Source organism: Paenibacillus timonensis, assembly GCF_022427145.1.
GTDB lineage: Bacteria > Bacillota > Bacilli > Paenibacillales > Paenibacillaceae > Fontibacillus > Fontibacillus timonensis.
This window is the reverse complement of sequence record NZ_JAKSXN010000004.1, coordinates 13073-39613: the sequence shown is the minus strand read 5'-3', so window position 1 is coordinate 39613 and position 26541 is coordinate 13073. Positions and strand designations below refer to the sequence as shown.

General features: G+C 47.9%; 22 protein-coding genes, 1 tRNA gene and 1 other RNA gene. 5 read left to right on the top strand and 19 right to left on the bottom strand.

The window, feature by feature from the left end; all coding sequences use genetic code 11:
- Positions 1-9 precede the first annotated feature (9 nt).
- Positions 10-1869: a DUF2357 domain-containing protein gene (locus tag MJ257_RS02380; protein ID WP_240267733.1), complete on the bottom strand. Its 1860-nt coding sequence runs from the start codon at positions 1867-1869 to the stop codon at positions 10-12.
- A gap of 50 nt (positions 1870-1919) precedes the next feature.
- Entirely contained in the window at positions 1920-2417 is a 498-nt protein-coding gene (locus tag MJ257_RS02375; protein WP_240267732.1) for a hypothetical protein, read from the bottom strand.
- A gap of 208 nt (positions 2418-2625) precedes the next feature.
- Between MJ257_RS02375 and MJ257_RS02370 the strand changes: the two genes are divergently transcribed.
- Positions 2626-2820 carry a ribbon-helix-helix protein, CopG family gene (locus MJ257_RS02370; RefSeq protein ID WP_240267731.1) on the top strand — a complete coding sequence of 65 codons (195 nt, stop codon included), beginning with the start codon at positions 2626-2628 and terminating at the stop codon, positions 2818-2820.
- A gap of 471 nt (positions 2821-3291) precedes the next feature.
- On the opposite strand, the gene MJ257_RS02365 is transcribed toward MJ257_RS02370, so the two are convergent.
- The 13 genes from MJ257_RS02365 to MJ257_RS02305 form a co-directional block, all read right to left on the bottom strand.
- Complete coding sequence (locus tag MJ257_RS02365) at positions 3292-3849, bottom strand: hypothetical protein (protein WP_240267730.1); 558 nt, start codon at positions 3847-3849, stop codon at positions 3292-3294.
- Positions 3833-5518: a DEAD/DEAH box helicase family protein gene (locus MJ257_RS02360; protein ID WP_240267729.1), complete on the bottom strand. Its 1686-nt coding sequence runs from the start codon at positions 5516-5518 to the stop codon at positions 3833-3835. Before MJ257_RS02360 ends, MJ257_RS02365 begins: the two co-directional genes overlap by 17 nt.
- Positions 5511-7937, bottom strand: coding sequence for an ATP-binding protein (locus tag MJ257_RS02355; protein WP_240267728.1), 2427 nt, complete (start codon positions 7935-7937; stop codon positions 5511-5513). The genes MJ257_RS02360 and MJ257_RS02355 overlap by 8 nt, the downstream gene beginning before the upstream one ends.
- The gene (locus MJ257_RS02350; protein WP_240267727.1) at positions 7906-8946 is read right to left on the bottom strand and encodes a DNA cytosine methyltransferase; all 1041 of its coding nucleotides are present in this window, start codon (positions 8944-8946) and stop codon (positions 7906-7908) included. The genes MJ257_RS02355 and MJ257_RS02350 overlap by 32 nt, the downstream gene beginning before the upstream one ends.
- A gap of 225 nt (positions 8947-9171) precedes the next feature.
- Entirely contained in the window at positions 9172-9465 is a 294-nt protein-coding gene (locus MJ257_RS02345) for a site-specific integrase (RefSeq protein ID WP_308193143.1), read from the bottom strand.
- A 153-nt stretch (positions 9466-9618) separates the two neighbouring features.
- Entirely contained in the window at positions 9619-10761 is a 1143-nt protein-coding gene (locus tag MJ257_RS02340) for a DUF3800 domain-containing protein (RefSeq protein WP_240267725.1), read from the bottom strand.
- Positions 10758-11915 (bottom strand): hypothetical protein, encoded by a 1158-nt coding sequence (locus MJ257_RS02335; RefSeq protein ID WP_240267724.1) that lies wholly within the window; start codon positions 11913-11915, stop codon positions 10758-10760. The genes MJ257_RS02340 and MJ257_RS02335 overlap by 4 nt, the downstream gene beginning before the upstream one ends.
- Before the next feature lie 79 nt (positions 11916-11994).
- Positions 11995-12068: transfer RNA gene (locus tag MJ257_RS02330), tRNA-Ala, on the bottom strand.
- 120 nt (positions 12069-12188) lie between these two features.
- Positions 12189-12572, bottom strand: coding sequence for a hypothetical protein (locus tag MJ257_RS02325; RefSeq protein WP_240267723.1), 384 nt, complete (start codon positions 12570-12572; stop codon positions 12189-12191).
- A 10-nt stretch (positions 12573-12582) separates the two neighbouring features.
- Positions 12583-13542 carry a caspase family protein gene (locus tag MJ257_RS02320; RefSeq protein WP_240267722.1) on the bottom strand — a complete coding sequence of 320 codons (960 nt, stop codon included), beginning with the start codon at positions 13540-13542 and terminating at the stop codon, positions 12583-12585.
- 393 nt (positions 13543-13935) lie between these two features.
- Positions 13936-14299, bottom strand: a transfer-messenger RNA (tmRNA) gene (gene ssrA, locus MJ257_RS02315).
- A gap of 178 nt (positions 14300-14477) precedes the next feature.
- Positions 14478-14957, bottom strand: a complete 480-nt coding sequence (gene smpB, locus MJ257_RS02310) for an SsrA-binding protein SmpB (RefSeq protein WP_155606970.1) — start codon at positions 14955-14957, stop codon at positions 14478-14480.
- 102 nt (positions 14958-15059) lie between these two features.
- The gene (locus tag MJ257_RS02305) at positions 15060-15914 is read right to left on the bottom strand and encodes a MurR/RpiR family transcriptional regulator (protein ID WP_240267721.1); all 855 of its coding nucleotides are present in this window, start codon (positions 15912-15914) and stop codon (positions 15060-15062) included.
- Positions 15915-16101: 187 nt separating this feature from the next.
- Here MJ257_RS02305 and MJ257_RS02300 point away from each other — a divergent pair, with 187 nt between their 5' ends.
- From MJ257_RS02300 to MJ257_RS02285, 4 genes are read left to right on the top strand one after another with little or no spacing between them, the layout of a single operon-like run.
- Complete coding sequence (locus MJ257_RS02300) at positions 16102-16989, top strand: DUF8171 family membrane protein (protein WP_240267720.1); 888 nt, start codon at positions 16102-16104, stop codon at positions 16987-16989.
- On the top strand, positions 16982-18832 hold the full coding sequence (locus MJ257_RS02295; protein ID WP_240267719.1) for an ABC transporter ATP-binding protein: 1851 nt from the start codon (positions 16982-16984) through the stop codon (positions 18830-18832). Before MJ257_RS02300 ends, MJ257_RS02295 begins: the two co-directional genes overlap by 8 nt.
- Complete coding sequence (locus MJ257_RS02290; protein WP_240267718.1) at positions 18807-19628, top strand: energy-coupling factor transporter transmembrane component T family protein; 822 nt, start codon at positions 18807-18809, stop codon at positions 19626-19628. Before MJ257_RS02295 ends, MJ257_RS02290 begins: the two co-directional genes overlap by 26 nt.
- A gap of 19 nt (positions 19629-19647) precedes the next feature.
- Complete coding sequence (locus tag MJ257_RS02285; protein ID WP_240267717.1) at positions 19648-20433, top strand: PHP domain-containing protein; 786 nt, start codon at positions 19648-19650, stop codon at positions 20431-20433.
- A 48-nt stretch (positions 20434-20481) separates the two neighbouring features.
- On the opposite strand, the gene MJ257_RS02280 is transcribed toward MJ257_RS02285, so the two are convergent.
- From MJ257_RS02280 to MJ257_RS02265, 4 genes are read right to left on the bottom strand one after another with little or no spacing between them, the layout of a single operon-like run.
- Complete coding sequence (locus MJ257_RS02280) at positions 20482-22242, bottom strand: sugar-binding domain-containing protein (RefSeq protein WP_240267716.1); 1761 nt, start codon at positions 22240-22242, stop codon at positions 20482-20484.
- Positions 22243-22264: 22 nt separating this feature from the next.
- Positions 22265-24727: a family 43 glycosylhydrolase gene (locus MJ257_RS02275; protein ID WP_240267715.1), complete on the bottom strand. Its 2463-nt coding sequence runs from the start codon at positions 24725-24727 to the stop codon at positions 22265-22267.
- 9 nt (positions 24728-24736) lie between these two features.
- Complete coding sequence (locus MJ257_RS02270) at positions 24737-25576, bottom strand: carbohydrate ABC transporter permease (protein ID WP_240267714.1); 840 nt, start codon at positions 25574-25576, stop codon at positions 24737-24739.
- A 39-nt stretch (positions 25577-25615) separates the two neighbouring features.
- Positions 25616-26509 (bottom strand): carbohydrate ABC transporter permease, encoded by an 894-nt coding sequence (locus MJ257_RS02265; protein WP_240267713.1) that lies wholly within the window; start codon positions 26507-26509, stop codon positions 25616-25618.
- Between the last annotated feature and the right edge of the window lie 32 nt (positions 26510-26541).

Below are 26541 nucleotides of genomic sequence, written 5' to 3'. Positions count from 1 at the left end.
GCCATACCCCTACGACTCCTCCACCCGAATCCCCACCACTTTCTCGGCCAAGTCCACATCGGTGTGATCCAGTTGCACCTTCACCTTACCCAGTCTACGAGCTTCGCGCCATTCTCGCAGATCTTCCTCATTCTCCAACTTCAACTCGGCAATTTCACTGGCCCGATCAAACATGTACTTGCTCGTGTAGAGGCAGGTGTAAATCCCTTGTCCTCCTAGAGCAATCGGCTTGTCCCGCCGCTCCCAACGTTCAATCGTAAACTTAACATATAGCTCCTCTTCCGTTCCGGACCGGGCCGGCCGTTCCGTAATTTCCCGTCTCCGGACCACTTTCCAATCCAGGACGCGCCCGAACCAATGAATGCCGGTGTTCCCTGGGCCCTGAAACTTTTTGCGAGACTGGCACATGGCGATGTATTCGATTTGAGTTAGCAGCTTGTGGTCGACGATATTTTTCAGCGGCATATGGTAGAACTGATGTTTTAAGGCCATCTCCAGTTGGGAAGGCTCCCTGAGCGAACCTACCAGGACATTCTTACCCGCAAACTTGTTGTAGTAATATTCCTTCGTCCCGCGAGGGCGAGTGGAACGTTCGTAGGCTTTCTCCGGGCTGTCTTGGATGATCTCCTCCAGCAGTTGTTCCATCAAATCCGTCGTGTTCGGCAGAAACGGGATCGCCCCGATGTTGACGAGCTGAATGCTTTTGTAAAAAGGATGCTCCCTAAACTTCGCCTCATCCGGATACGGAAACAGCACATACGCCCCAAACATACTCCGCTCATACTCACCGTTCCGTTGATCCTGGTACACAATCGCATCCCGATACCGGTGCATCGTGTTGATGTCGTCCTCCTCAGGCCCCGGCTGCTTGTACTTCTTCCAGTAAGGCGTCCCCTCATAAGCGGGGTTCAAGCGGTATTTCGCATCAAAAATATACTTATACTCAATCGCCGCATCATTCTTTTTCAAAGTCAGCACGTTATCGGGTCTCTGCGCTAGCGTAGAGTGACCATCTCCCTGAGGCAAGGAATTGTAGTAGAGCGTAAAAACCTCCCCATTCCGCGGATTCCGATAGACCATCTTCGCCTTCTGCCCGCGATCCAACGTCACAAACAGACCCGTCCGATTCACCTTAATCAGATCCTGGCTCACCAGCTCATATTTCCGCCGCATCAAATCGTGGATTTTCAGGAAACACCAGTACTCATACAACTGCGCCAGATCCTTCATCGATAACCGGAACAGATCCCCTTGAATCGAGAGCCCCTTCATCAGCAAGAGATAAATCCGATGGACCTCCCGATACCCCGGAGCCATCTGCAGGACCAGCGTGATCGAAACCTGCTTCATATCCCCAACTTGTAAAAAATCCTGCTGTAACAGCCGCTGCAACTGCGAACGCATCACGTCAATTTTCTTCAGTAAGACGGGATCCGCGGTTCCTTTTTTCGCAACGTAGGACCGTAGTTCCTTTAGCTTCGAAGTAATGCGCAGCAACACCCAGCGGATGAACCGATTCTCCGCCGTATCGAAGTCCATATACCGCCGGGTTTCAAGCACATGCGTAGGCAGCCCCTGCCCCGGAACAAACAGCTCCGGCCTTTTGCGCAAAAAGGCGATATTCTCCTTCCCCACCCGCTTCGCCCTCGACGCCTCCACCAGATGAGATTCACGGCGCATTTTATAGTGGGGGGTATTTTTGATCCGATCAACGCCTTGGGTCGGTTGCCCAAAAACCTGCTGTAATATCGTAAAAAACTCCGTCACACTCTGATGCCGGGTCTCCCTTAACCCGGTAAGCTGAAACGTCTTGCGCAGAAAGTCAAAAGACAGATTATAGATCTGCTCATTCACCTCTCGCAAAATCACTTCGTAATTAGCCCCGAGAGGTATATGTAATATGTCGTTTCAGCATAAAGTCACCCTTTCAGGTGTTCCTTTATATCTATGAGTACATTATGCGATGGTGTCTCATCATCACTCGGCAAATCATTTAGCATCTTCTCGTACTGATTAAGATTCCTTTGTGCTTCATACTTGCTGTATTGTAGTACTTCCCTCTTTGATAGGTATAACAATGTCCACCATTTACTCCTGTCGCGAGGTTCCCATATTATCGCAAGCTCTTCGGGACAAGCCGTGTTTAGCTCCTCATCATAGGCATCCAATTCAAGCCTAGCGTCCACGATCAAATTTTCTAATAAAATGCGTTTAACCCTAACGTCATGAACGTAGGGCAACAAATGATTGATATGTCGTTCAACTTCGAGTTCCGTTTCTTCTGGATTTGGACCATAGCCATAAATGGGGACAACGATCCTTTGGCCCTCCAAGTAAATTTTCACTTTAAACAAATCGTCTGCGTATTCATCATAAAATAAGGCTCTACCTGGAATGGAATCTACAACAATCTCCATCAATGCTGCCCTCCTATACAAAATATACCGACTCGGGGCTAAAGATAAGTCTAGTGCAACGAGGTGTGCTTTCTCAGTCAGCGCATCAAACCCTTGTGATCATTATTGTATCATATTTACATTGCAATTTGTATTTAAATAATAACAGAAATTGTGTTATGTTATATTCCCTCACTTTCTTTCTATACTGATACGTGAGGTGATTCATATGAGTAATGACGAGTTCATCATAACCCCAAGGGAAGATAAATCCGTAACGATGTCGATCCGCATTGAAAAAATCCTTCAAGAACAATTAGATGAGCTTGCCCGAAAGAGCAACCGTTCCCGAAACGAAATCATTAACATGGCGTTGGAATATGCCCTCAGGAATGTAAAGTTTATTGATTCTACAAACGATTAAAACTAAATAAAAGGGGCATTCAGCTGGGGCTTCGCCAGGTGCTTCTAATACCACAAATAGATGTGTATTATATGCAAAAAGCCCGCTCAATGAGCGGGTTCTATGTAGTATAGGAGCTTAGTTGCACCTTTTCTCTAAACGGATTATCATCTTTTATATATCTATGAATATGATATAAGTGATTTTAAAGTAAACCCCTAATGATTCATCCGTCCGTGATAACAATATTGCTAATTTTGATGTTCCATTCATATGTCGTTTTTTCTAAAGCACGGAAATAGTTAGAATACTTCAACTTTCCAAGACTTTTACACCCTTTGATTGCAATTGTCCACACAGTATAATCATATTTTGAAGCCCAATCATTCCCTTGCTGTTCTGTTTAAAAACCTAAAATGTATAATTTTTGTCCTCGTTCCCATTCCGGTTAACCTTGAGGTTCTTTTAATATAGCAAAGTTTCACTTTTATATTATATAGCAACAAGTCCCACGTTTATTTCCGACAAGGCGCTGCGCAGAGCTTCTTCCTCTCCTGTTGGAATTGGTACGCCACCCGTCGTAATAACAATGGCTTTAATAAGTTGGTTATTCTGTTGTTTAAGTTGTGGCGTAGCAGCAATGTAAAGCAGCACCTTTCGAAGTGCTGTTTCCCATTTCATATAGCTGCCTTTGGCAACTACAATATGTGAACCAGTAGATTCTGCCCTAAACATCATAACGTCGTTTTGCGACGATAGCATACACACAGATTCATTACATAAGTGTGCAATCTTAGTAGTAAGGTTGTATTGGTTGACTGCTCTTCGATCTTTGGCATACTTGTTTAGCAGACTATCCTTAATATAGACCCTGACACGGTCCTTTTCCATGAAGTCTTGAAGTACTAAACCCACATCCTCGTTATCAACTAGCCTCTCAAGAAACATGGAATTATTAACCCTGTTATTTGTTAGGTACCCTTCACTGTCTGCAAGTTCATAGACTCGCTTCAAGATATCCTGGCGTATTGGATTAGGTAATTTCTTCATTGTTGACCTCCGAAGGAAATATTAGCTTATTATTCTCCTCATCGGAAATTGATTTCGTAACGTCAGCCAACCATTTCTCAACGAATGGTAATATTCCTTCGTTTTCGAACTTAACAATTCCCTTAGGAAAATATACCGTAGTAAAAGGATCACTACTTTGATCCCTTGCCTCTCTATCCAAACTAATTAGATCCGCAACTCTTCTTAAATCGGATACAAAATCCAGAACAGTAACTGTTGTCTTATTCCTTGACAATCTTAGACCGCGTCCTAGTTGTTGAACAAAGATTCGCCTGGAATGAGTCACTCGAAGAAATACAATGATATTAACATCTGGTACATCAATACCTTCATTCAAGACATCTACCGCTGTAACTGCTTGAATCCGCCCAGAACTAAATTCCATTAAAGTTCTAAATCTCTCAACTCGACTTATGCCTGACACTGGCTTACACTTCAAGCTTCCTGACAAATTAACTAAGTCAGCAACCCTTTTGCAGTGCTCTATGCTTGAGCAAAAGAATATAACTCTCGGGGATGTTGTTTCCATAGAAACCTTTAAAGTTTCACTGATCATAGCCTCGTCACGTTGAGGAAGAAAAAGCCTTTTATTTAGGTCCTTAATTGTATGTGTCTTTGCTTCTTCATATTCAAAGACCTTCTCCCAATCCACAGTGTCACAAAAAACTCTGTAGGACACCTTGGCCAAGTATCCCATTTTCATTCCATCAACCAGAGATATCTGTGCTACTGGCTCACCGAATACAGTGTCCAAACTAACAGAATCTCCTCTCCACGGCGTTGCAGTCATTCCTATTAATAATTTTGGTCTTAGGTGATTAAGACAGAGCAGAAATCCGTCAGACATTGCATGGTGTGCTTCATCAACGACAACCACATCAAAATCATCTTGATTTAAGCTTGGTAGATATCCTATCAATGTTTGGTAAGTACCGAAATTAATTCCATTGAACCGTTTTGGTGGAAGCCCATCGAAAAACACGTGTGTCTGAACTTCTTGTTCAATTTGAGACCAAAAACTTTGATCAAGTTGTAATGAAAGGTCCTGAGAATGGCATAAGACTAGGACTCTATTAAGACCTTCTGCTCTTAACGTTTCCAAAATGCCAGCTGCTATTGTAGTTTTGCCAAGTCCTGTTGCTACAACATACTGAACAGCCTTACCCCCGTCACGATATTTCTGAAAAACCCTGTTTATTACTTTTTCTTGATAAGGCCTAGGCTGCCGCTTATCCCAATGTTGGTTTGGCCACTTTCGCAGTAAGCTTTTCATAAAACTTCCATTCCATAATCGACAATCGAACCCAAGGCGACTAAGTTCCTGTACTCGTTTAAATGCACTTTGAGTAAAATCCCCATTGGTCGCAACAATTGCAATATCACCACCGTATAGAGATAGTGCATCTATTACCTCATTCAAAGCATCTGGGCCAATATACTTCGCACCCGTAACTGCCTTCACTTGAACAATAAATACCTTATTATCCCTTTTCCCAATAATATCGGCACCGCCATCACCCCGCCTACCGACAAGCCGAACTTCATTCCACCCACAATGGTACATAAAACGTGCGACAGCTCTCTCCATCGCACGCCAATCTGTACCTTTCATCAACTCTTCTGATAGAAAGTTATTGATTTCAGTCACAAATAACCTCCTCTAATAAATCGAGACTGTGACTACATCTCAGCAACTCATCCCTCATACGCTTTTGATTATTTCCACGTTGTGCGGCCCCCAAGGGGGATAATACCCATAATGCATCTTTTATGTAAGTGAGAATGCGCTCTTTAGCTTCATCACGGATCCTTTCTGTCGCCTCTTGAGTTGGAAGAACTAAGCTTTGATAATTAATTCTAAAGAACTTACCATCGAAGAATTCCTCTGGAAACTTTGATATTAGACGTAAAAGTGTTCTATTAGGAACCGCAACAATCGAAGAAATACCTCCAGGCGCTCTAGTCTGAAGCTTAACTTGTAAGTCTGGCGAAGACATTAGTCTTGCTAATGTATCCTCTAGGTCACCAGCATGTTCATGGATTGCATCCAGGACTTCCGCCTCCCTACTACTGAGTAAACGAGTCGATGCAGTCCGTATCCTTTCAAAGACATTATCAGCACGTTCTTGAATCGTAAGTTGATCGATTCTCTCTTCTGGGAACATTTCTTCTAAAAGTTCTATATATACTGAAGAGATGGTCTTATCCAATCTGTCACGGATTCGAAATGTCTCGGCAAGGTGTAAAAGCATTACTTCGTGCGGTGTTGTTTTCCATGACATAAAGAACTGATGACTCGGGTTATAGAAAAATTTCAATTCTCTTATGTTTCTTGTATCCCAAAAGACTGGTTCGCCTTCAGTCCCACTTCCAATAATACCACTCGTTAGTCTCCTAACCTCCACCTCAATTGCTGATGGACAGGTCTTATACCGATAAGCTCTTGTTAATGCTATGTCAATAATTGATCTACTTATCAGTTCCGCAAACTCATCCTGGGGCACTGTTGTGCCAGATGTTTTACCACTATTGTTTGTTCCACTTGTTCCGTTACTAGTATTAATTGATGATCCTTGTCCGCTTGAACCCGTTGATGTCGATGGCGGACCATATCCATCAGGATCATCAGAAGGATTACTTCCTATATTTACAGGCCCTGAGCTGGAAGCGCCACGATTTGCTCTCTCTTGGTCGCATTGTTGAGCTGCCTCATACCATTTTGTATCTGCTTGATAGTCAGGGTCGTTCTTTTCAAATTTTTTCTTCCATTCACGAGCGGTTTCCCTTGGGATTGCAAGATTCTTCGTTCCAGGGTCCATACGACTAAACGCTCTTACTAATGAACCCAGTGGAGAAGTATTAGGGCCCGAATAGCCCAACTCCGTTCGGGTTTTTGGAAGAATAGGGCCATCCCCACGGATGATATTAACCAACTCATACCATGACTTATCAGTACGATCAAAATCATTCTTTTGGTAAGTGGGGATAAGATGATCTACATGTATTTCACCTACGATGCGCCCCCCCCATGTCGAGCCTAATTCTGTCGGGTACTCTAATTTACTCGTACCAGAAATATCTATATAATAATTAAAAAGAGTCTTGTCCTTCCTTAGAATTTTTCTACCATTTCGAATGAAGTCAATACCAAATAAAGAGGTGTCTGAATACCTTTGAATTCCTAACCATCCAGTTACCCTCTTCTCCCTTTCAATTACATCGGGAGGAAACGTACCTGTGTTCCTATTTAGTTCGTATGCCACCTCTTCCTCCTCATAGGATAAATACCTATTTTTAGAGACATCAAATAATGAAATCCCCACGACTTCATTAATTGGAATTATCGCTGGTACTTGGTTACTGCTATGGATAACATAGCGTGACTCTCCCCATACACAATATGGTGTTGGCTTACACTTCTTGCTTTGTACCAGAATCTCAAGTTCTGTGTTGGAGGAAAGAATTGGAGAATACACATCTTCAATAGTGGACTTTATTTGCGATTCAGTACGTCTTAGTTTCTCGAATATCCCTGGCTTTAGTTTTCGAATAACAACTCTGGTACCATGTTCATTTGGATCACCTTTCTCCAATGATACAACCGGTACATCATAGTGCTCATTGTTAATCATCGATTCAAAATCAATTTGTACACCAATCCATTCTAAGTCCCCAGGTTTCGTTGACAGAAAAAGAGTTTCATCCCCTAATCTTGCAGTCGAAATATTAAAACCCATACCGAATAAACCTAGTTCGCTTGTCCTACCTTTCGAGGAGTATCCAGCTTTTACAGCATCTCTAATAGTATCCAAATCCATTCCAGGGCCAGTATCACGAATTTCAACTCTTCTGTCTACGGCTGCGGTTGTCTCAGAAGACCAAGAAATAATAATTTGCTTTTTGGAAAGGGGAATTTGAGCACTATCTGCATACTCCATCGCATCTATACTATTATCAATAAACTCAGCAAAACATTGCCATGGTTCAAAGGGGATCTCTCCCAGAGTTCTGAGAATTCTCGGATTTGGGGTTACATCAACCGATCTTATAACTTTGTTGCTTGCCATCTATTTCATCCTCCTTCGAAATCGCTCCTAAGTACTGAGAAATCGATTTAGCAACATAATGTCCTAAAACTGGAGGAACAGCATTTCCAATCTGCATGATATTTGTCGTAGCAGAGTGATTAAACACAAATTCGTCGGGGAATGTCTGTAGCCTTGCACACTCTCTCACGGTAAGTCTTCTGCCAAGCTTGTAGTGGAATTGAACCCTAGATTTTGCATTTGCACGTATAGTGTAACTAGGCTCTCCTGCTTTACTTACCTCATCACCCTGACCATTTCCTCTCTTAGCCCTTGAAGCCTTAAAGTATTGACTTTGATTAGGTATGGTCTCATCAAGAATATCCTCTAAATCAGAAATTGCCCAATCTATTGAGCGGTAATTGGTAGAGTAAAAAGGGGCATTGGGTTGGGTCGGAAAGCCTGGGAGATCTTCCCTAACCCCTATCAAGAACACTCTCATCCTGTTCTGAGGGACGCCAAAGTCCGGGGCATATAGAGTCCAAACCTGAAACCGATAACCAACTGACTCTAGGTCATTCTTTATTGTTTTTATTACCTCACCTTTCTTCATCCTTAGAAGGTGGGGAACATTTTCTGCAACCACAACCTTAGGTCGGTGCTCCTGCATTACCTTCAAAAAAACTTTATATAACTGTCCCCGTTCCGATGATAAGCCTCTCTGAGGTCCACATGAACTGAAATCCTGACAAGGAAATCCACCAATCAACACTTGATGTGAGGGAATCTCATTAGCTTCAAGAATCGAAAGGTCGGACTCATGTATATGATTGCCTATGTTATTGCGATATGTCTCCACTGCCTGAGGCGAAATTTCATAAGCTGCCTTTATATCAAAGCCGTTATCCTCATAATGCTCATCCTTATAACGAAAATCACCTAAGAAACCTAGATCCAGCCCACCACATCCTGCAAATAACGAACATACAGCCCACTCATCACCAGATTTTGTGACTTTTTGCTTGATTGATTTATTGGATATAACTTTCATAGTAAACTCACACCACCATTTCCTGCTGTTTGTATTCGTTTTAATGCTTAATGTTTAATAATTGCTTCAAAATGTATAATAATTAAGATTTCTAAAACACTATGAAAATTATACCAGAATCTTCCGAATTCGATAAGATATAATATAAGGCAGTAGGATTTTAGTACTACCGCCAAGTAGTTAATTATCACTGCACAACTAATTAAGCATGCCCTAAAGCAGCTGTTAATTTAAAAGCCTAAAGACGTTATCATTTTTGGTGGTGCCGATATCCGAGTGACCCATCATTTCAGATATTGCCTTTAAGTCAACACCAGCTTCATACATCACACTCGCAAAAGTATGACGCAGATAGTGTAATCGAATCTCCGGCAAGTCATGCTTACGTAAGAAATCCAAGAAGTGCTCAGATACAGAATTAACTCGATATGGCTTACCATCATCACGAGCAAACACGTAATCCGAATCATGAACTATCTGGCTGAGACATACAGTCTCAATTAACCAACAATAAAACACAAAAAAACGGCATCTCTGCCGTTAGCGTTTAAAGTGTTGGTGGAGATATCAGGATCGAACCGAAGAGCTCTTCGCTGCCAGTGATGCGCTCACCGAATAAGGTTATTACACTACCATTGAATAAGAAAAAAACGACAATACCATAACAATACATCATCGTCGACCTTGATAATTATCCATTTCCTGTATCATTTGACTCAATACTACTGTTAAACGTTCTAGCCAAAACCCCGTATAACACCCTCGTCTGTTGATCATCTGAAATAATTCAGCACATTTGTCGGTTAGTTGCACTCCTGAATCATTAACCTTTTTCATCATCCATAATGCTAAATCGATTAATTGAACACCTGCATTTTGAGATGATTTAACAAACTCTATGTTGCCCGAAAAGGTGTCCATTGTCTTTGCTTTTGGAAATTCAAAAGGGTTCGATACAATTGTAACTTTACTTATATGTTCAAATGCATTTTTAAGCTGTTTGTCAAACTCCGTTTGCTCGTCATGAACAACCTTAGTAATTATTTGTCCTTTATCCATTAGTATCCTATGCAATGAATCTATCGTCATGTTGAACGCCGCTACATTGGCTGACCGATACTTTGCGTGATTAATAAAGACATCTTCTGACGCATCAGCCATTCCTTCCGTGCGTATACGCTTCTGCGCACTACTTAGAATATCTAACTCTAGAATCTTTATTGGATGAGAAGCAGCGTAATTAAAAATTTCAGTAAACAGACCTACATCTTGTATATATTGATCATTATCAATTATATGTCTTTTCAAATCATTCATGAGCTCGACAAATTTTACTACACCTTTTTCACCCAAACTTACTGCATCCCAGAATCGTTTACGATGATCAGTAGTTAAAGTTTTAGCCATCGAGTATATTGTTACTAAACGGTAAAACTCCTTATTATACATCGCAGATGGAACAGCATTATTATTTTCGGGATCAAAAACCAAATCCATAAACTTCATAGTTGCAACATGCTCTCGTTCAACGCGGGTAAAAACAAACTGTACATCCAATTCTTCGTATAGTGAAATGAACTCATCTGCAAGTCTATTGATCCTTGTTAGACCTAGTTCGCCAGCATGGAGCTCATCAAATCCTTCGGATTTAACAAGTTCAGAAATCCTACTGTGGGTAGAGTCTGCTTCTCTAGAAGAGAGCATAACCCCAACCCAATGGAACTTGTCATGACCACTAAAAATCTTGATACCTGAATTACCGGATTCATCAATGTACGCAGTTATTTTTTCCATCCTTTTGGTCAATACCGTCATACGTCTTTAGGCTCCTCATCACTAAACCCTACACTAACTATATTCCCTGTCATAAGAAAGGGGCTAATTGGGTATTTCTTCTTAGTTTGTTCTATAAACGACAGAATCCCTTCATAATTATCCTTTTTATAGCGTCTATATTGCAATAACCCATCATTATTTATAACTTCGTCCAAATTATATCTACCGAGATAATTTCCGTCTTTGTCTCGAACTAATATATCATCATAATCAGAATTCATTGAGCTGATTTCTTCATTAATTTTTACAAGTAATACCCTCAAAATATCTGGTAACTCATCAATTGTGTTCAATACTTCAGCAAATATTACGGTAAAGCTATTATCAGGTTCGTCCTTAATATTTTGCACATGAAATTTTAAATCATGTATACGTCCATGAATAAAATTATCCTGTTTTATATCATCAGTAATAGCGTCTAATAATGAGATGATTTCAAGACTCAAGAAGTCGAACACTCGTTTCGTTATCGTTAGTATGTCTTGTTGAGCAAATTGATTTCCTTTCTTATAAAAAGCGTCAATTTGGGAGGTCATACCTTCCCCAAATAGTTCATGTGACATAATAATCTTTGCATCACTGATATGTTTAATCCTATTATTAAATTCGGATACGTACGCAAACTCATTACTGGTTTGGATTTTCTCTAGAGCAGTTAGTGTCTTTGTAAATATTTGTGAATATGCAGGTTTATTCAACTCAGTAATGACTTTATTAAAGTCAACCTTTTCGATATTGAGACTCTGATTAGCTAATAAAGCTGAATTAACTATTTGAGCAGCAGAATCAATCGCATTTCGTATGTACTGAAAAAAATCTTTAATATACTTATCAATTAGAAAATGGTAATCGACAGGTAAACCAAACATATCCATTTTGAACGAAGGTAACTTATCGTAAGATATTCCTACCGACCCGCTGCCTTTATCAGCTAGCATATGTGTAATATCTCTATTTATCTCTTCTTGCCAGCCCTTATGCTCCTCTTCCATTTTAGAAATTAAGGATTCAATAATATGACAGCAATAGCTAGCAGTATCAATATTCTTTCGCATATTATTTACAAATTGCCAAGCATCAAGTACGTAGTGTTCTGCTAAATACTTCTTATAATCCTCCGAAAAATATTCCATGAATTTTTCCCCTTTACTTTTAATCTACAGAATAAATATAACTAACACAAACGGCATTTCTACCGTTTGTGTTAGTTATTGGTAGAGCATAGGGGAATCGAACCCCCGAACTCATCGCTGCCTGCGTTGCGCTCTCCCAGCTGAGCTAATTCCCACATATTCAATTCCTGAATTGCTGGCTGTGTCAACGCTACATGGTGTGCTCCCAGCAGAGCTAACTCCAACATCTCCAAATAAGGAGCCAACGTCATCATTTGCTCTTGCTTAATGCCACTATAAATTCTGACTAATCCAAGCTTCTAATGAATCCTTTCTCTTAGCAATAACATTAATATTTAACTGAGAAATATACGAACTTGTGCTTTCTGTTATTTTGACCGCAACTACAGGCTTTCCTATGCTTTTCGCAAACTTTATTTCTTCGATTGACATCCCAGAATTATTTGCCGGTCGATTTGAACATATAACAACATTGGCATATTTAATTTGTTTTTGTATTTGGGGGTCAACATTAAATCTCCTATCAACACTATCAAATGGTGAACTACTTGGTACTGAATAATCTCTAACATTGAATTTTGTGCGATCCAGTAGAGCACTAATCTCAGCGTAATCAGTGTTATTCCAACGATGTGGTATAAATACGTTAATTTTCATTCTAAACCTCCTAAAATCTTGTATCACTGGATAATTTCCAATAATGCAATCCTAGAGCCGTCAGCTTGCATGACTTACTCTTCATTGCAGCAAAATACATATGTTCTTCGTCAACAGGTTCAACAAGCCCAACACTTTCAAATAACTGTAGTTCTTTAAAGATTTTAACGTTTTCTTCGATTGAAAAAGGCTCAACTATTTCATGGTTGAAATTAGGATTATTTGTATACTCAAAAGAAGGATCTAACTTAAATTCAGAACTGGGAGAATCAAAATATTGACCTAATCTACGCAAAATGCTTTTTGGAACTCTCGGTTCTATATCTCGGATTGAAATAAAATGTGAGATATTTGTCTTGAAAACTGGTCGTTGTTGCCATGCACCCAATGATTGATCGATAAATGCATATATACCTGCTGGCGTAATTTTCCCAGTTATATCTGCTGCACTTCCTCTCAAACCTTGTAAAAACAGGCTTGTAAAAAGACCTTGTCCATTGCTTTCCGTGGCTACTTCATCTTTTGAACTCGCAGTCATGATCGTTACGCCTTCACCAAGTGTAGATTCATTACTATTTACAACCGGTGATTCACCAAATTTGCCCGAATAACAGCAGTCCAAAATAATTATCTTATTTTTACATCTTGATTTATTTGCATATCCTAAAACTTCACTCATAAGTACACCTAAATCTTTACCCTTATAATCAGGCGTTACAAGATGACCGTACTCACTTCCATGTCCTGAAAAATACAGCAAGGAAGCATCGGCATCTCCACTAAATAATTTGTCAATCAAGTCCAATAACTCAGCTTTTGTTTTTATATTAAGTTTTAAGGAAACATCGAAATTTGGTGCCCCGTCTCCATTTGTTTTTAATAATTCTGCTAATGCACCTGCGTCATTTACACATCCATGTAGTTGAGCACTTGGATATTCATCAATTCCAACAATCAATGCTCTTTTCATGAAAACACCCCTATACATATTAATAAATATTCCATTCAAGATTATCTCCGATTCATCAATTATCTTCAAAATAATTCGACATAGTATTTCAATTCCCTTCCATTTCCTGAAAAACTTTCTCTTCATAAGGAAAGCCCAAGCGTTGAATACGCTTAGGCTCTAACAGTCTTAATTCAATCGGTAAATGCGCCTCTTAACTACTACTTCCTTCCGAGTGACACACAGCACTCCACATGTGTCGAAGTTTTATGAAGGTTTGGAATCGGGTTCTTGTAGACATGTTGTCTACAGGATTTCCGTCAATTGATCAGTAATATTCCTGATATATACGATTGATCTACAAAACTGCCTATAAAAAGGCAAAAACCCGCTCACTGAGCGGGTTTTCTAAAAGTATGGAGGCGAGGGGAGTCGAACCCCTGTCCGAAGGCAACGCCACATAGGTTTCTACGGGTGTAGTGACAGATTTGATGTCACCCTAGAGACTCCCTGTCACCGGATTCCCTTCGGGTCAGCCTGATTATCTTCTTCCGTTGACCCCAGGCGGAGACCAGACGGCGTATCCCACTAAAGTTGGGCCCTATTCCCGGCACATGGGCGATGCAGGGATAGAGCTAGCTCACAGGTTATTAAGCTGCGAAAGCTAAGTTGTTGTTTTGTTTGCCGTTTAATTGGCTTTAGCGTTGATGAAGTGGACGCGTCCCCACTACCCGCTACCCATGCTCGATCTACCCCCGTCGAATCCAAAAACGCCCCCGAAATAAAAGGGTGTTGGATCAAAAGGTGCAGCCTGCAAGGGCCTGCTGTTGTTCGTTATCACAATTCCTTCTCCATAACAGGAACGTGATCATCTCTTACATCAATTAGTATACCACGTCTGCGCTTCTCGATGTTTATGGACTTGATGGAAACGCTGGGAATGAATTCGCCACACGTTACCTAGCGACCTTCTGCTTCTCGCGCAGCGCCCGTTGAATATCACGCTGAGCATCACGCTTCGCAGCCGTGTCGCGCTTGTCGTATTGCTTCTTCCCTTTGCCCAGGCCCAGCAGCAGCTTCGCATATCCGTTACGGATGTAAATCTTGAGCGGTACGATCGAATACCCCTCCTGCTTGGACAAGCCCAGCAGTTTGTTGATCTGCACCTTATGCATCAGTAGCTTGCGCGTCCGCGTCGGGTCCAGCGGATTGAACCGGTTCCCCTGTTCGAACGGGCTGATATGCATGTTGTGGATATGGATCTCGCCGTTCCGGATCGTTGCGAACGCATCCCCGATATTCACCCGGGCGTTCCGAATCGACTTGATCTCCGTGCCGGTCAGCACCATGCCCGCTTCGTAGGTATCTTCGATGAAATAGTCATGGGAAGCTTTTTTGTTCTGCGCCAGCACTTTACCGTCACTTTTCTTACCCATGTTCTCACTCTCCTCTGAAGCCCCACAGGGCAGTTTACCAGACATTTATTGTACCAACTTAGGCGGTCAAAAGCAAGGATGAGCGCCCTCCAGCCACCAACTTCAAGCCTTCCCCCGCGGCAGCTTATCCGCATACCGGGACCGCAGTTCTCCCAAGTACTCCAGCTTGGCTAACACCTTCTCTTTGTTGAGTAGCCCGATGCTCAAGATCATCTGCTCGATCAGCAGCAGCGGTGTCACCATCGAATGAAATTCCCCCAAGTCCCCCCGGCTCACATAAAAAGCAGCGTCCACCTGCGCCCCATACCGGAACTCCTCGCGGTCCGTCACCATCACCGCCGAGCAGCCGATTCGCTTGACGCAGTCGAGGATCACCTCGGTCTCCGGCAGCAACCGGGTGAAGTTGAACAGCAGCACGACATCCTCCCGCTGCACATGCGCCAGCGACTCCAGCAGCTCATGGCCGCTGGCCGCCATCATCCGCACCGACATCCCAAACCGCGACAGCCGGTAAAATAACAGCTCTCCCAACGCCACGGATGGCCCCGGCGCGTAGACGTAAATCCGTCTAGCTCCCGCCATCAAGGCGGCGGCATGCTTCAGTTCCTCCGGGTCCGTCCGCTCCGCCGACTCCCGCAGGTGAAGGCTCGTTTGCTCCAGCAGCTTCAACGGCAAGCTCGACGGATCGAGCCGGGAGATGGTCGCCTCCAGCTTATGCGCCGGCGTCGTATCGATGGCCTGGCGAAGCCGCAAGCGGAAGTCCTTGCCGTTCTCGTATCCCGCCGTCCGCCAAAACCGCGACACCGTGGCAATGCTCGTGCCCACCCGATCCGCCAATTCCTGCTCGGTCATGAACAACGCCTCGTCGGGATGACGCTCGATGAAATCGGCGATTTTTTGATGGCCGGGGGAGAACTTCACTTGCTTTGCAAAAATTTGATTCCGATACTTCGACATGGGCTCCGCTCCTTAGGGTCTCGTTCTGTTCTTCCCCTATCCTAGCAAGCTATTGTTATGTAAATTTATTTACATCATTTTCACTATGTAAAAAATATTACAATCCGTTGACATACACCCACGCCTCATTTAATACTCGGCCTCTACACTTTGGGAAGAACGACTCATTAAAGGAGGTTTTCCCTTCATGAACCGCAAAACCCTGTACACCCTCACGTCCTCGCAAAAAATGATGATTTTCGTCCTCTCCATGTCCCTGTACGGCTTGTCCAACATGTTCACCGAGCTCATCCCCGAGTTTCGCCTCGGGCCGATCGAACTCTCGGTGGAGTACTTCGCGTTCATCCCGCTCACGTTGTGCATGCTGTTCCACCCGCTGTATGCGGCGGTCGGGGCGGCGCTGGGCGAGGTGATTTTCGGCGAGCTGATGCTGGGACAATTCGGCGGACTTGGCGAGCTGGAAAAATTCCTGACCTTCTCCTTCGCCATGTACGTCGCCGGACGGATGGTCCGTAACCCGCAAAACCGCCTGCAAGTCGGCACCGCCGCCATCACGGGCGTCATCATCCATCAGCTGTGCAGCAGCCTGGTCGACATCGGCAAAGTCTGGATCGGCGTCGAAGAATTCGAAGCCGTGCCCGGGCTGGCGCAAAGCGTCGTCATCGTCGAAGGCGTGGGCTTCCTGAACGACGTGCTGTTCTCCGGCATCCTGTTCGCCCTGCTGCCTACCCTCTATCTAGTCCCTAGATTATATGGAAAAATCGAGCCCCTCCTCGGCATCAAACCGCGCGACAAATCCACCAAATACGAAGCCGCCGGCGTCATTTCGCCGAAGCTGGTGCTGAGCGGGATCGCGCTGGCGCTGATCGCTTTTGGCGCGGAATCGCTGTCCGAGACGGACTGGAACTTCGGCGAGTGGGACAGCGGATTGGCTGACCGGTTGGGCTCGGGGGCCATCTGGCTCAGTATTGCCGCTGCAGCCGTGGTGGCCGTTATCGTCCTGCTGACCATGCGAGCCAAGCGGACGCGCAGCATCCCAACCGGGGACGAGTCCGAGAACCTGCCGTATGCTTAATCCGAACAACGAAACCCGCGGCCCTGTGATCGACATCCGCAACGTGTCGTTTACTTACCCGGGCTCGGAGCTGCCTGTGCTGAACCAGGTGAACCTGACGATTGAACCCGGTTCCTTCACCGCCATCATCGGCGGCAACGGCTCCGGCAAATCGACATTATGCAAGCTGCTGAACGGGCTCATTCCGCATTATTATTCCGGCGACTTTGAAGGTGAGGTACACATTCACGGCCAATCCACCGCGCAAAAAACCGTCGCCCAACTCTCTCGCCGCGTCGGCTACGTCTATCAGGACTTCGACAACCAGCTCGTGCGGCCCACCGTACTGGACGAGGCCTGCTTCGCCCCGCTGAACTACGGGCTGCTGGACTATAAGGTCCGAGCGCTCCACGCTTTGGAGCTTTGCGGCCTCACCCACTTGCAGCAACGCTACATTTGGGAGCTGAGCGGCGGACAAAAGCATCTGCTCGCCCTGGCCGGGGCCCTCTCGCTCGGCGCAGAGATCCTGATCGTAGACGAGCCGGTGTCCCAGCTCGACCCGAGCCATGCTCGGCAGGTCTACGAGGTGCTGCGGGAGCTAAACCAGAACCACGGCAAGACGATTATCGTCATCGAGCATCATGCTGAGTTTATCGCCGACTACTGTCAGGAGGTCTGCCTGCTGGATCAAGGCCGGGTGTTGTGGAAACGACCGGTCTCCGAAGCCCTGAACAGCCTAAACGATCTGGAGCGGCTAGGTATTCAGCCGCCCGAGGTCACCCAGGCCGCGGCCTACTTATCAGCCCTACAGGACATCAACAGCCCAATGCGGCGGAATCCCAACGAGAACCAAGCCCAGCAGGCAGCATATCCGATCACGACCGAAGCTGCGATCCCTTATTTTCAGCGGCAGCTTCAAACACTACCGGAGGAAACGCCTGCCCCATGGGCCAGCACACGTTCCCTATCCGCCGAGGATGAGCATCACCCTGACGACGCCCAACAGAACCCCGTCATCCGGTTCAACGGGGCCTCCCTGAACTACCGCACGATCCGCAAAGCGGAGCGGACCGTGCTGCACAGCATCGACCTGACGCTCTATGAAGGCGAGCGGATCGCCCTTATCGGCAACAACGGTGCGGGCAAGTCGTCTCTGCTGAAGCTGATCGCCGGGATTGCCAAGCCGTCCGACGGCAGCGTTGCCGTCCTCCAGCAGGATACCCGCAGCATCTCCATCGAGCAGCTGTCACGGGATGTCGCGTTTGTCTTCCAGAACCCGGAGGACATGTTCATCGAGGACAGCGTGCGCAAAGAGATCGCGTATTGCCTGAAACGGCGCGGCTACCCGGACGCGGACGACACGCTGCAACGCATGCTGCACAGCTTCCGGCTGGAGCCGCTCCAGGACCGCGACGCGCGCCTCCTGAGCGGCGGCCAGCAGCGCCGCGTCTCGCTCGCCATCGGGGCGGCGATCCGGCCCGCCATCATGCTGCTCGACGAGCCGACGGCCAACCTCGATCTGGCCACCCGCGAAGAGCTGCTAGGCACGCTGGAGGAGCTGAACCAGCATGTCCGCACCGTGCTGATCGCCACGCATGACATGCAGCTCGTCCATCGCTGGGCGACGCGCGTCATCGTCATGCACGACGGCCGGGTGTTGGCGGACGGGACAGCGGCTCAGGTCTTCGCCAGCCCGGAGCTGATCCGCCGCGCCGGTCTGGCGCTAACGCAAAGCATGGAGCTGTCCGCCGTCCTCGGCCTCCAGCCGCCATGCGGATCGCCGACCGAGCTGGCCGACCGTCTGAACCGCATCCTCACCGGAAAGGAGAACCACCCGCATGCAGCTCGTCCGCAATTGGTTTAACAAAATCTCGCTCGACCGCATCCAGCTCGAATTAATGAACACGGCCTACGGCAGCGGCCATGCTTCCCTTTCCCGGCTGGATCCGCGGGGACTACTGATTTGGTATCTGTTTTTTGCCATCGTCCCGTGGTTTCTTAACAGTTACGTTGTCTTAGCCGGCATGTGCCTGTTCGTCATCATCACGACCGTGTTGTCCCGGGTCACGCCGTTCATCATCATCGTGCTCTGCCTGGGTCTGATCGGTCAGGTGGGCTGGCTGTTTATTATCTCGCTTTTCTTCGGAGGAGACATTTCTTCCGCCCTGCCGCTGCTCAAGCTTACGCTGAAGCTGTCGATCGTCTCGCTCGCCAGCATCACCGTGTTCTCGGGCATGGATCCGGAAAAAATCAGCGACGGCCTGCTCGCCCTTGGCGTCCCCGCCGCCTTCTCGTTCAGCTTGTCCTACGGCTACCGCATTCTGCCTGTGTTGTTCGAGGAGTTCCGCAACGTCCTGCTCTCGTACCGGCTGCGCGGCAAAGCACCCGAGCGGCACGGCGTTCTCTACTGGCGGCTGGGCGCGTATTATTTGAAGCTGCTGGTGTACGCTTTTTTTCCGCTGATGCTGGCGACGGCCAAACGCTCCCGCACCACCGTAGAAGCGCTGGAAACGCGCGGCTTCTCGTACGGCATGAAGAACCCCGCCGCCAAGAAGCTCAAGCTGTCACATTTGAAACTGCAGCGGCGCGATGTGCTTTTTCTGGGGGGATCGGCGCTTTATGTGGCGCTATTATTCTGGACGTCCGCTTCAATTATCTAACCGACAAGGAGTTGTTTCGATGCGCATCGACCTGCACACCCACGCCAAATTATCCAAGGCCACCGATTTCTCGCCGGCCTATTACGAGGAAATGATTGCCGAAGCCAAGGCGAACGGGCTGAATGCCCTCGCTTTGACGGAGCATTTTAATACGCGCAACTTCCATGAGGTCTACGACAACCTCGATCGCCTGTACCCCTTCAATGGCGAATATTACGAGGCGGACGGCCTCCGGATCTTCCCCGGCATGGAGGTGGATATCCGCGAAACCGGCCATATTCTGCTGATCGGGCGCAAGGAGCAGATTCTGGAGGTTCGCCACGCGCTGGACAACTATACGGAAAAAGGCTCCTTTATCCCCTTCGACGAGCTGATGACGTTAGCCGAGAACTACCCCCTGCTCAAAATCGGCGCGCATCCGTTCCGCGTCTCCACCCCGCTCCATCATCTGGAGGCGGAGCAACTGCGGCGGCTGGACGCTTTTGACCTGAACGCCAAAGATATGTACGAATACGGCAACGAAGTGAATCGCGCCAACGTCGAACGCTTCGCCGCCGAGCTCGGTAAGCCGGTGACTGCCGGGAGCGACACCCATCAGTGTCTGCAATACGGCAGCTTGTATAACGAGCTGCATCGCCCCTGCGATTCCGTCGCCGAGCTGAAGCAGGCCATCTTGAGCGGGGCCTACGAGCTGCACGTCGCCGACAGCCTGCCCCTTCAGGTCAAGGCCTCCGTCATGCTGAAAAAACTGCTGAAACGCCTGGCGCAGCTGGAAGAGCCCACCCCCACGTTAGCCGATGCCTAAAAAACAACCAGCCCCCGGAGCCATTACTCCGGGGGCTGATTTTTTTCGCTATGCCAGATTAATCCGTCGGATCGTCTCCAGCGGCACCTTGGGCTCGCGAGTCTCCGTCAACAGGCCGTTAACCTCCTGCTGCACGTCGGTAATTTGCGTATAACAGTAGCCGCAGATCTCCTCGATCGACTTGATTGCTTTCGTGATGCTCTCGAAGCGTTCGATAAACGCCTCTTCGCCGCTTACTTGGTTGCCGTATCCCCAACCCGACTCCGATTGGAAGGCGATCCCGCCGAACTCCGAGATGACGATCGGCTGGCCGCGATAGGCGTACCCGTTCGCCATGGCATATTTCCAATTATTAAACGAAATCTGGTTGCCGGTGACGGCTTCCATGTCCTTGTAGCGCTCCAGGAAACGGCTTCCCGATTCCTCGTAGTCATGCAGGGTCAAAATGTCCGAAACCGTGTGCTCCCACCCGTCGTTCGTAATCACCGGACGGTAAGGATCCATCGCTTTGGTCAGGTGATAAATCCCCTCCGTAAACTCCTGTTGCTTGCGGTCGTTCAAAATATTGGCCACGCCCCAGGATTCGTTGAAAGGAACCCAGGTGATGATACTCGGGTGGTTATATTGCTGGCGGACGATCTCGACCCATTCCTTCGTGAACGCCTCGACGGCCCGATCGTTAAATTCGAACGTCGCCGCCATCTCCGACCAGACGAGCAGCCCCTTGACGTCGCACCAGTACAAAAACCGGGCGTCTTCGATCTTCATATGCTTGCGCACGCCGTTATAACCCATCGCCATGATTTTATCGATGTCCTCGAGGATGGCTTCCTCGGAAGGCGGCGTCAAATGCGAATCCGGCCAATACCCCTGATCCAAAATCAATCTTTGGTAGATCGGCGTATTGTTCAGCAGCACCTTGCCGTTCTCGATCGAAATCTTCCGCATCCCGAAATAGGAAAACACATGGTCGACCACCTGTTGGTCCCGGTACAAAATAAATTCCACGTCGTACAGATTCGGACGCTGCGGGGACCACTCGCTGAATTTCCAGGGCCCTCCCGCTTCATGCAGCAAATCGGCATCGACCCGAAGCCATGGCCGGTCGATGGCCAGGCGCATCTGCTTCACGATTCTTCCTTTCAAAGAGATGACGGTCTCAAGCTCAAGCTGGCCGTCCCCCAAATCGCCCGCGACTTGGTATTCAAAAGCCACGGACCGGTTATCGAAATCGGGCGTGATCTTCACGGCGTCCAGATGCGCAGGGTCCACGAACTCCAGCCATACCGTTTGCCAAATGCCCGTGGATTGCACATAGAAGCATTCGAAGCTTTCGCTCTGCCAGCGTTGCTTCCCGCGGGGCTGCGTACAGCTCTCGCTGTCTTCCGCCTTCACCGTCAGCACATTTTCGCTGCCGAAAGTCACGTACGGCGTGATGTCAAAAGAGAACGCGGCGTAGCCGCCTTGATGCTGCCCGACGTAAACGCCGTTAACCCACAGCTTGGCGCGGTAATCGACGGCCTGAAAGCGGAGAATCGCCCGCTGCCCCGCCGCATCGGCCGGGAGGGTTAGCTTCTTCTCGTACCAGACCTGAGGGTGGAAGGTTTCCTCTCCGATCCCGCTCAGTTTGGTTTCGTACGTAAACGGCACCTGGATCTTTCGATCGGCCCGCAGATTCTCGTACCAGTTCTCCCGCTCGCCGATATTCTCATCGTCAAAGCGGAAGTCCCACTCTCCATTCAAATTGATCCAATGCTCCCTCACGAATTGCGGTCTGGGATAATCTTTGATATACATATGGGTTGTCATGGGTTTACTCCTTTTCCTCTATCTATCTCTTTACAGCATTCGCTTGCATCTGGTTGAAGCTGAACGTCGAACCGATGCTTCGAAGGCCGACCCGTCCGTGGAAATAAGGATCGGGATCCATATAATCGATGACCGGCTCATCCGCCCCATCCCAATAGACTTGGATGCGCGAACCGGCCAACACGACGCGCAGCGAGTAGGTCTGTCCGGGTTCCATCGTAGCGCGTCCGCTGCTGACGGCAATCGATCCGTAATTCAACTTCAGCAACTGCAGCTGCCCGTCGGTAAGGCTGATCGCGTAACCCATCGCCGAGTCCTGTACTTGATGCTCGAAGTAGGATTCGTTCGTCGTGCGGACGTAAACCTGAGCTTCCCCGGCCGGATTTTCCGGGATGCCGACTTGCACGGACATCTCATAGTCATCCCAAGCCTCATCTCCGACGAACAAGCGATCATCCGCGATCCCGCTCCCCCTGAACCCGCCGTCAATGGCTTCGAAGGCACCGTAAATATCCTCGGCCTCCACCGCTTCTAGCAGATTCGCCCCCGATTTCGGCGCTTTCGCCGACGCATAGAGATCCAACGCGCTGAAGGTCACTTGACCCTTGCGCAGTTTGATTTTCAATGTATGGTAGCCTTCCGGAAGCTTCATGGCTCCCAGCTTGACCGTTTTCCAGTCCGGGTCGGGATCGGGCGCAATCTTGAAGGTTTGCTTCTCGTTCCCGCTGCTCACCTCAACCGTCGCCGCTTCCTCCGAGGTCAAGAGGCGCATCGCCAAGCCGTAGGTTCCGGCCTCGGCCACGTTGACCTTATAGGTCAGCCAATCCCCTTCCTGCTCCAGCTTCACGAAATAACTGCGATCCTCCGCCATGCCGATGGAAACCCCATCCGTCTTGCGGAACTCCCCGGCGTCGGCAGCCGGATTCACCTTAAAGCCGCGTTCGGCCTCCTTCAAATAATGGATCGCATCAATCGTGCCTGGAATCGGCTTGTAGACTTCAAAGTCGCTGCTCCCGCCCACATCGTTGGAGAACGCCGTGTACGAATACGAAGGATCGGCATGGAACGCCGCGTACCCGATCCGGCCCGCAACGGTCGCTTGAACCGGCAGGTTAAATTTCAACATTTGGTCGAAATAAACGCGAACCGCGCTTCCGTCATTTTCCACGCGCACCGTATGGAGTTTCGTAAAATCGAAGTCTTCCGGTAATCGAAGACTGCCGACCTGCTCCACCTGGCCTTCGTTAACCTGCACCACAGACAACTCACCGCTCGCCGGCGTCAAACGCGTTGACCAGTAATTTTCCGAATCGGTATATGAAAAAATCGCCTCCACATAAGCCTGTTCGTCATCGACCGGTTGCACTAGGCTCAGGTTGTATTCGGCGGTAAATCCGTCGTTCGTCTCCACCTTGCTTAACCATCTTTTCGTGCCATCCGGCAGCGTCTCCACGTCCCAATTCGCCTTGGCCTCCGGCTGATCCAAACGGCTTTGAAAATCCGCCAGCTTCGGAACCGGCTGTGCGCTGTTCGTCGGCCCAAGCACTTCCATCCGGTCGCCGTTGAACACGATGCGGTCGATATCCATTTGCCGCACCGGCGGACCTTCCGCGGAGTGGCCGACCAAATTGTGATACACCATATAATAGGAATCCAGATCCGGCCCGACGAAGCTCGAGCTGTGGCCCAAACCGACGAACGAACCAGAAGTGTGAATGATCAACGGATTATTGTCCGGCACCTGATAAGCGCTTGTCGGGTCATCATGGGCAACGGCATAGTTAATCCGATATCCTTTGCTGAATACATGATTTCCGGTATAAGTCATATAGTACGTGCCGTTGCGTTTGATGATCGTGGAGCCTTCCGTCCACCCGCCCAGATAAGCGTTGGTCGTAGACCCGATATCGATCGTATAGGGATCCGTCATCGGATGAATGACGATGCCCTGGTCTCCCGCATGCGTGAAGTACCACGCGCCGTTATCGTCAATAAAAACCGAGCCGTCGATGCTAAGTCCCAAGTTCTCCGTTTGTACCTCGAACGGCCCCGTCGGGCTATCGCTTCGCAGGACGTAGTGTCCGTTCCCGGCGGGTGAGGTGTACATATAGAAGTACCCGTTCCAATACACCACTTCGGGTGCGTATGCGCCCGTCGTGATCGGGTCCTCGGTCACCAGGCCTTCGGGCGTCCAATGAATCAGGTCCTCCGAACTCCAGCCCTTGATCCCGGCGCGGAAGTCCTTCGTACTGCAGTAGAGATAATACTTTCCGTCGTGGCGAAGAATATAGGGGTCGCCGATTCCGTAATCCTCCCATTCCTCGGGCAACGTAAAAGGGTTTTGATAAGTTGGATCCTGATCGCTATACAATTTCACCTTCACCCCTTCGTTCGAGCTGCATGAACCAAGAATTAGCGCTAGGCAGACGGCCGTGCACAAGGCGGCCAGCGTAAACTTCTTCCTTCTCCCGGGCAGATGGTCCATTGTCGCATCCTATCCCTTCAACCCGCTGATCGCGAGCGATTCGACGAAATACTTCTGGCAGAAGAAGAACACCAGGATGACGGGAACCATGGCAATGACCGAAGCCGACATGATCAACGGATAATCGGAATTGCTGATATACATCGATTGAAGGGAAGCGATCATCACCTGGATGGTCTGCTTCTCCGGCGTATGCAAATAAATCAAAGGACCGAGGAAATCGTTCCAGATCCCCATGAATCCCAGCGCAGCTTGAGCGGCAATCGCCGGTTTGGCGATCGGCAGGGCAATTTGCATGAACGTGCGAATGAACCCGCTCCCGTCCAGCTTCGCGGCTTCGATCAATTCCGTCGGAATCGAGCCCTGCATGAATTGACGCAGGAAGAACACCACCACGATATTGCCGAACAGTCCGGGAACGATTAACGGAAGCAACGTGTCGACCCAATCCAACTCAGAGAACCCGATAAATTGCGGAATCATCATGACCGAATACGGAATCATCATCGTGCCCAGCAAACACATAAAGATCGTTTCTTTGAACGGAAAATCCACCTTGGCGAACGCATACGCCGCCATCGTTGAAACGAATAAACCGATCGTCAAGACGAAAACCACGATCGTCGCGCTGTTCAGAAAACCGTGGAGTATCGGGGCCTCGGCCCAAACTCCCTTGTAGTTGGCAAACGTGATGGGATCCGGAATCCATTTCGGCGGAAGGTCGAACACGTTCTTTTTCTCCTTGAGGGAGGTCGATAGCGACCAGGCCAGCGGTGCCAACATGATGATGGAGCCAAACAATAAGATAAGGACATTGATGCTAAGGGCGATTCGACGTCTCAGCAGCATAAACACGCCTCCAATGCTAAAGTCTCAAGTAACGCGTTCCTAATCGTTGTAAATCCAACGTTTGGACAAACGGAATTGGAGCAGCGTCAAGATGAAGATAATGATGCCAAGCACCCAGGCCAACGAGCTGGCGTACCCCATGTTGAAATATTCGAACGCATGCTGGTAAATGTAGAAGACCACCGTAGCCGCGCTGAATTCGGGCCCCCCGTCCGCGGCCATGACGTAGATCTGGCTGAACGCTTGGAACGTGCCGATGACGCCCATCACCACGATATAGAAATGAATGTTCGAGAGAAGCGGAAACGTGATATGAACGAATTTTTGAAACCCGTTAGCCCCATCCACCTCGGCCGCCTCATAGTAGCTTCGGGAGATCGACTGCAATCCGGCCAGATAGAGCACCATATTGCCCCCGATGCCGCCCCACAGCCCCATTAAGATCAAAGACGGCTTGATCCAAAGGGGATCGCCGAGCCAGTTCGGTCCGGTGATATGGAACGAATTCCATAACAGCTGATTTAACAGCCCGTAATCTTGGTTTAAGATCCATTGCCACAAGAGGGAGACCGCGATGATCGGCGAGATCACCGGAATGTAATAGATGGTTCGAAAAATCGAGATGCCTTTGATCTTCTGGTTCATAAGGATGGCCAGCAGCAGCGAAAGCACCATGCCGAGCGGAATCCCGATCAGCATGAACACCGTGTTGAACAGCGACTTCACCACCTTCTCGTCCTTAAACAGATCCACGTAGTTGGCGAATCCGACGAACTTGGGGGATGAAACCATGTCCCACTGGGTTAAGCTTAAAACGGCTGAGGCAATTAACGGAGCAAGGCCGAAAATGAGGAACCCAAGCAGCGGAACCGCAACGAACCCGTAAGCCCACATGATCTCCTTGCGCCGAAAACCGGGGATTTTATTTGTCATGACCCTTCTTCCTTCCCGCGAAAGAATTAAGA

What these genes read in the sequence shown, in the direction of transcription:
- MJ257_RS02355 (WP_240267728.1), bottom strand. Translation starts at nt 7,937, where the DNA reads ATGGCAAGCAACAAAGTTATAAGATCGGTTGATGTAACCCCAAATCCG.
- MJ257_RS02365 (WP_240267730.1), bottom strand. Translation starts at nt 3,849, where the DNA reads ATGAAGAAATTACCTAATCCAATACGCCAGGATATCTTGAAGCGAGTC.
- MJ257_RS02325 (WP_240267723.1), bottom strand. Translation starts at nt 12,572, where the DNA reads ATGAAAATTAACGTATTTATACCACATCGTTGGAATAACACTGATTAC.
- MJ257_RS02305 (WP_240267721.1), bottom strand. Translation starts at nt 15,914, where the DNA reads ATGTCGAAGTATCGGAATCAAATTTTTGCAAAGCAAGTGAAGTTCTCC.
- MJ257_RS02290 (WP_240267718.1), top strand. Translation starts at nt 18,807, where the DNA reads ATGCAGCTCGTCCGCAATTGGTTTAACAAAATCTCGCTCGACCGCATC.
- MJ257_RS02320 (WP_240267722.1), bottom strand. Translation starts at nt 13,542, where the DNA reads ATGAAAAGAGCATTGATTGTTGGAATTGATGAATATCCAAGTGCTCAA.
- MJ257_RS02370 (WP_240267731.1), top strand. Translation starts at nt 2,626, where the DNA reads ATGAGTAATGACGAGTTCATCATAACCCCAAGGGAAGATAAATCCGTA.
- MJ257_RS02350 (WP_240267727.1), bottom strand. Translation starts at nt 8,946, where the DNA reads ATGAAAGTTATATCCAATAAATCAATCAAGCAAAAAGTCACAAAATCT.
- smpB (WP_155606970.1), bottom strand. Translation starts at nt 14,957, where the DNA reads ATGGGTAAGAAAAGTGACGGTAAAGTGCTGGCGCAGAACAAAAAAGCT.
- MJ257_RS02340 (WP_240267725.1), bottom strand. Translation starts at nt 10,761, where the DNA reads ATGACGGTATTGACCAAAAGGATGGAAAAAATAACTGCGTACATTGAT.
- MJ257_RS02335 (WP_240267724.1), bottom strand. Translation starts at nt 11,915, where the DNA reads ATGGAATATTTTTCGGAGGATTATAAGAAGTATTTAGCAGAACACTAC.
- MJ257_RS02295 (WP_240267719.1), top strand. Translation starts at nt 16,982, where the DNA reads ATGCTTAATCCGAACAACGAAACCCGCGGCCCTGTGATCGACATCCGC.
- MJ257_RS02300 (WP_240267720.1), top strand. Translation starts at nt 16,102, where the DNA reads ATGAACCGCAAAACCCTGTACACCCTCACGTCCTCGCAAAAAATGATG.
- MJ257_RS02275 (WP_240267715.1), bottom strand. Translation starts at nt 24,727, where the DNA reads ATGGACCATCTGCCCGGGAGAAGGAAGAAGTTTACGCTGGCCGCCTTG.
- MJ257_RS02280 (WP_240267716.1), bottom strand. Translation starts at nt 22,242, where the DNA reads ATGACAACCCATATGTATATCAAAGATTATCCCAGACCGCAATTCGTG.
- MJ257_RS02270 (WP_240267714.1), bottom strand. Translation starts at nt 25,576, where the DNA reads ATGCTGCTGAGACGTCGAATCGCCCTTAGCATCAATGTCCTTATCTTA.
- MJ257_RS02265 (WP_240267713.1), bottom strand. Translation starts at nt 26,509, where the DNA reads ATGACAAATAAAATCCCCGGTTTTCGGCGCAAGGAGATCATGTGGGCT.
- MJ257_RS02375 (WP_240267732.1), bottom strand. Translation starts at nt 2,417, where the DNA reads ATGGAGATTGTTGTAGATTCCATTCCAGGTAGAGCCTTATTTTATGAT.
- MJ257_RS02285 (WP_240267717.1), top strand. Translation starts at nt 19,648, where the DNA reads ATGCGCATCGACCTGCACACCCACGCCAAATTATCCAAGGCCACCGAT.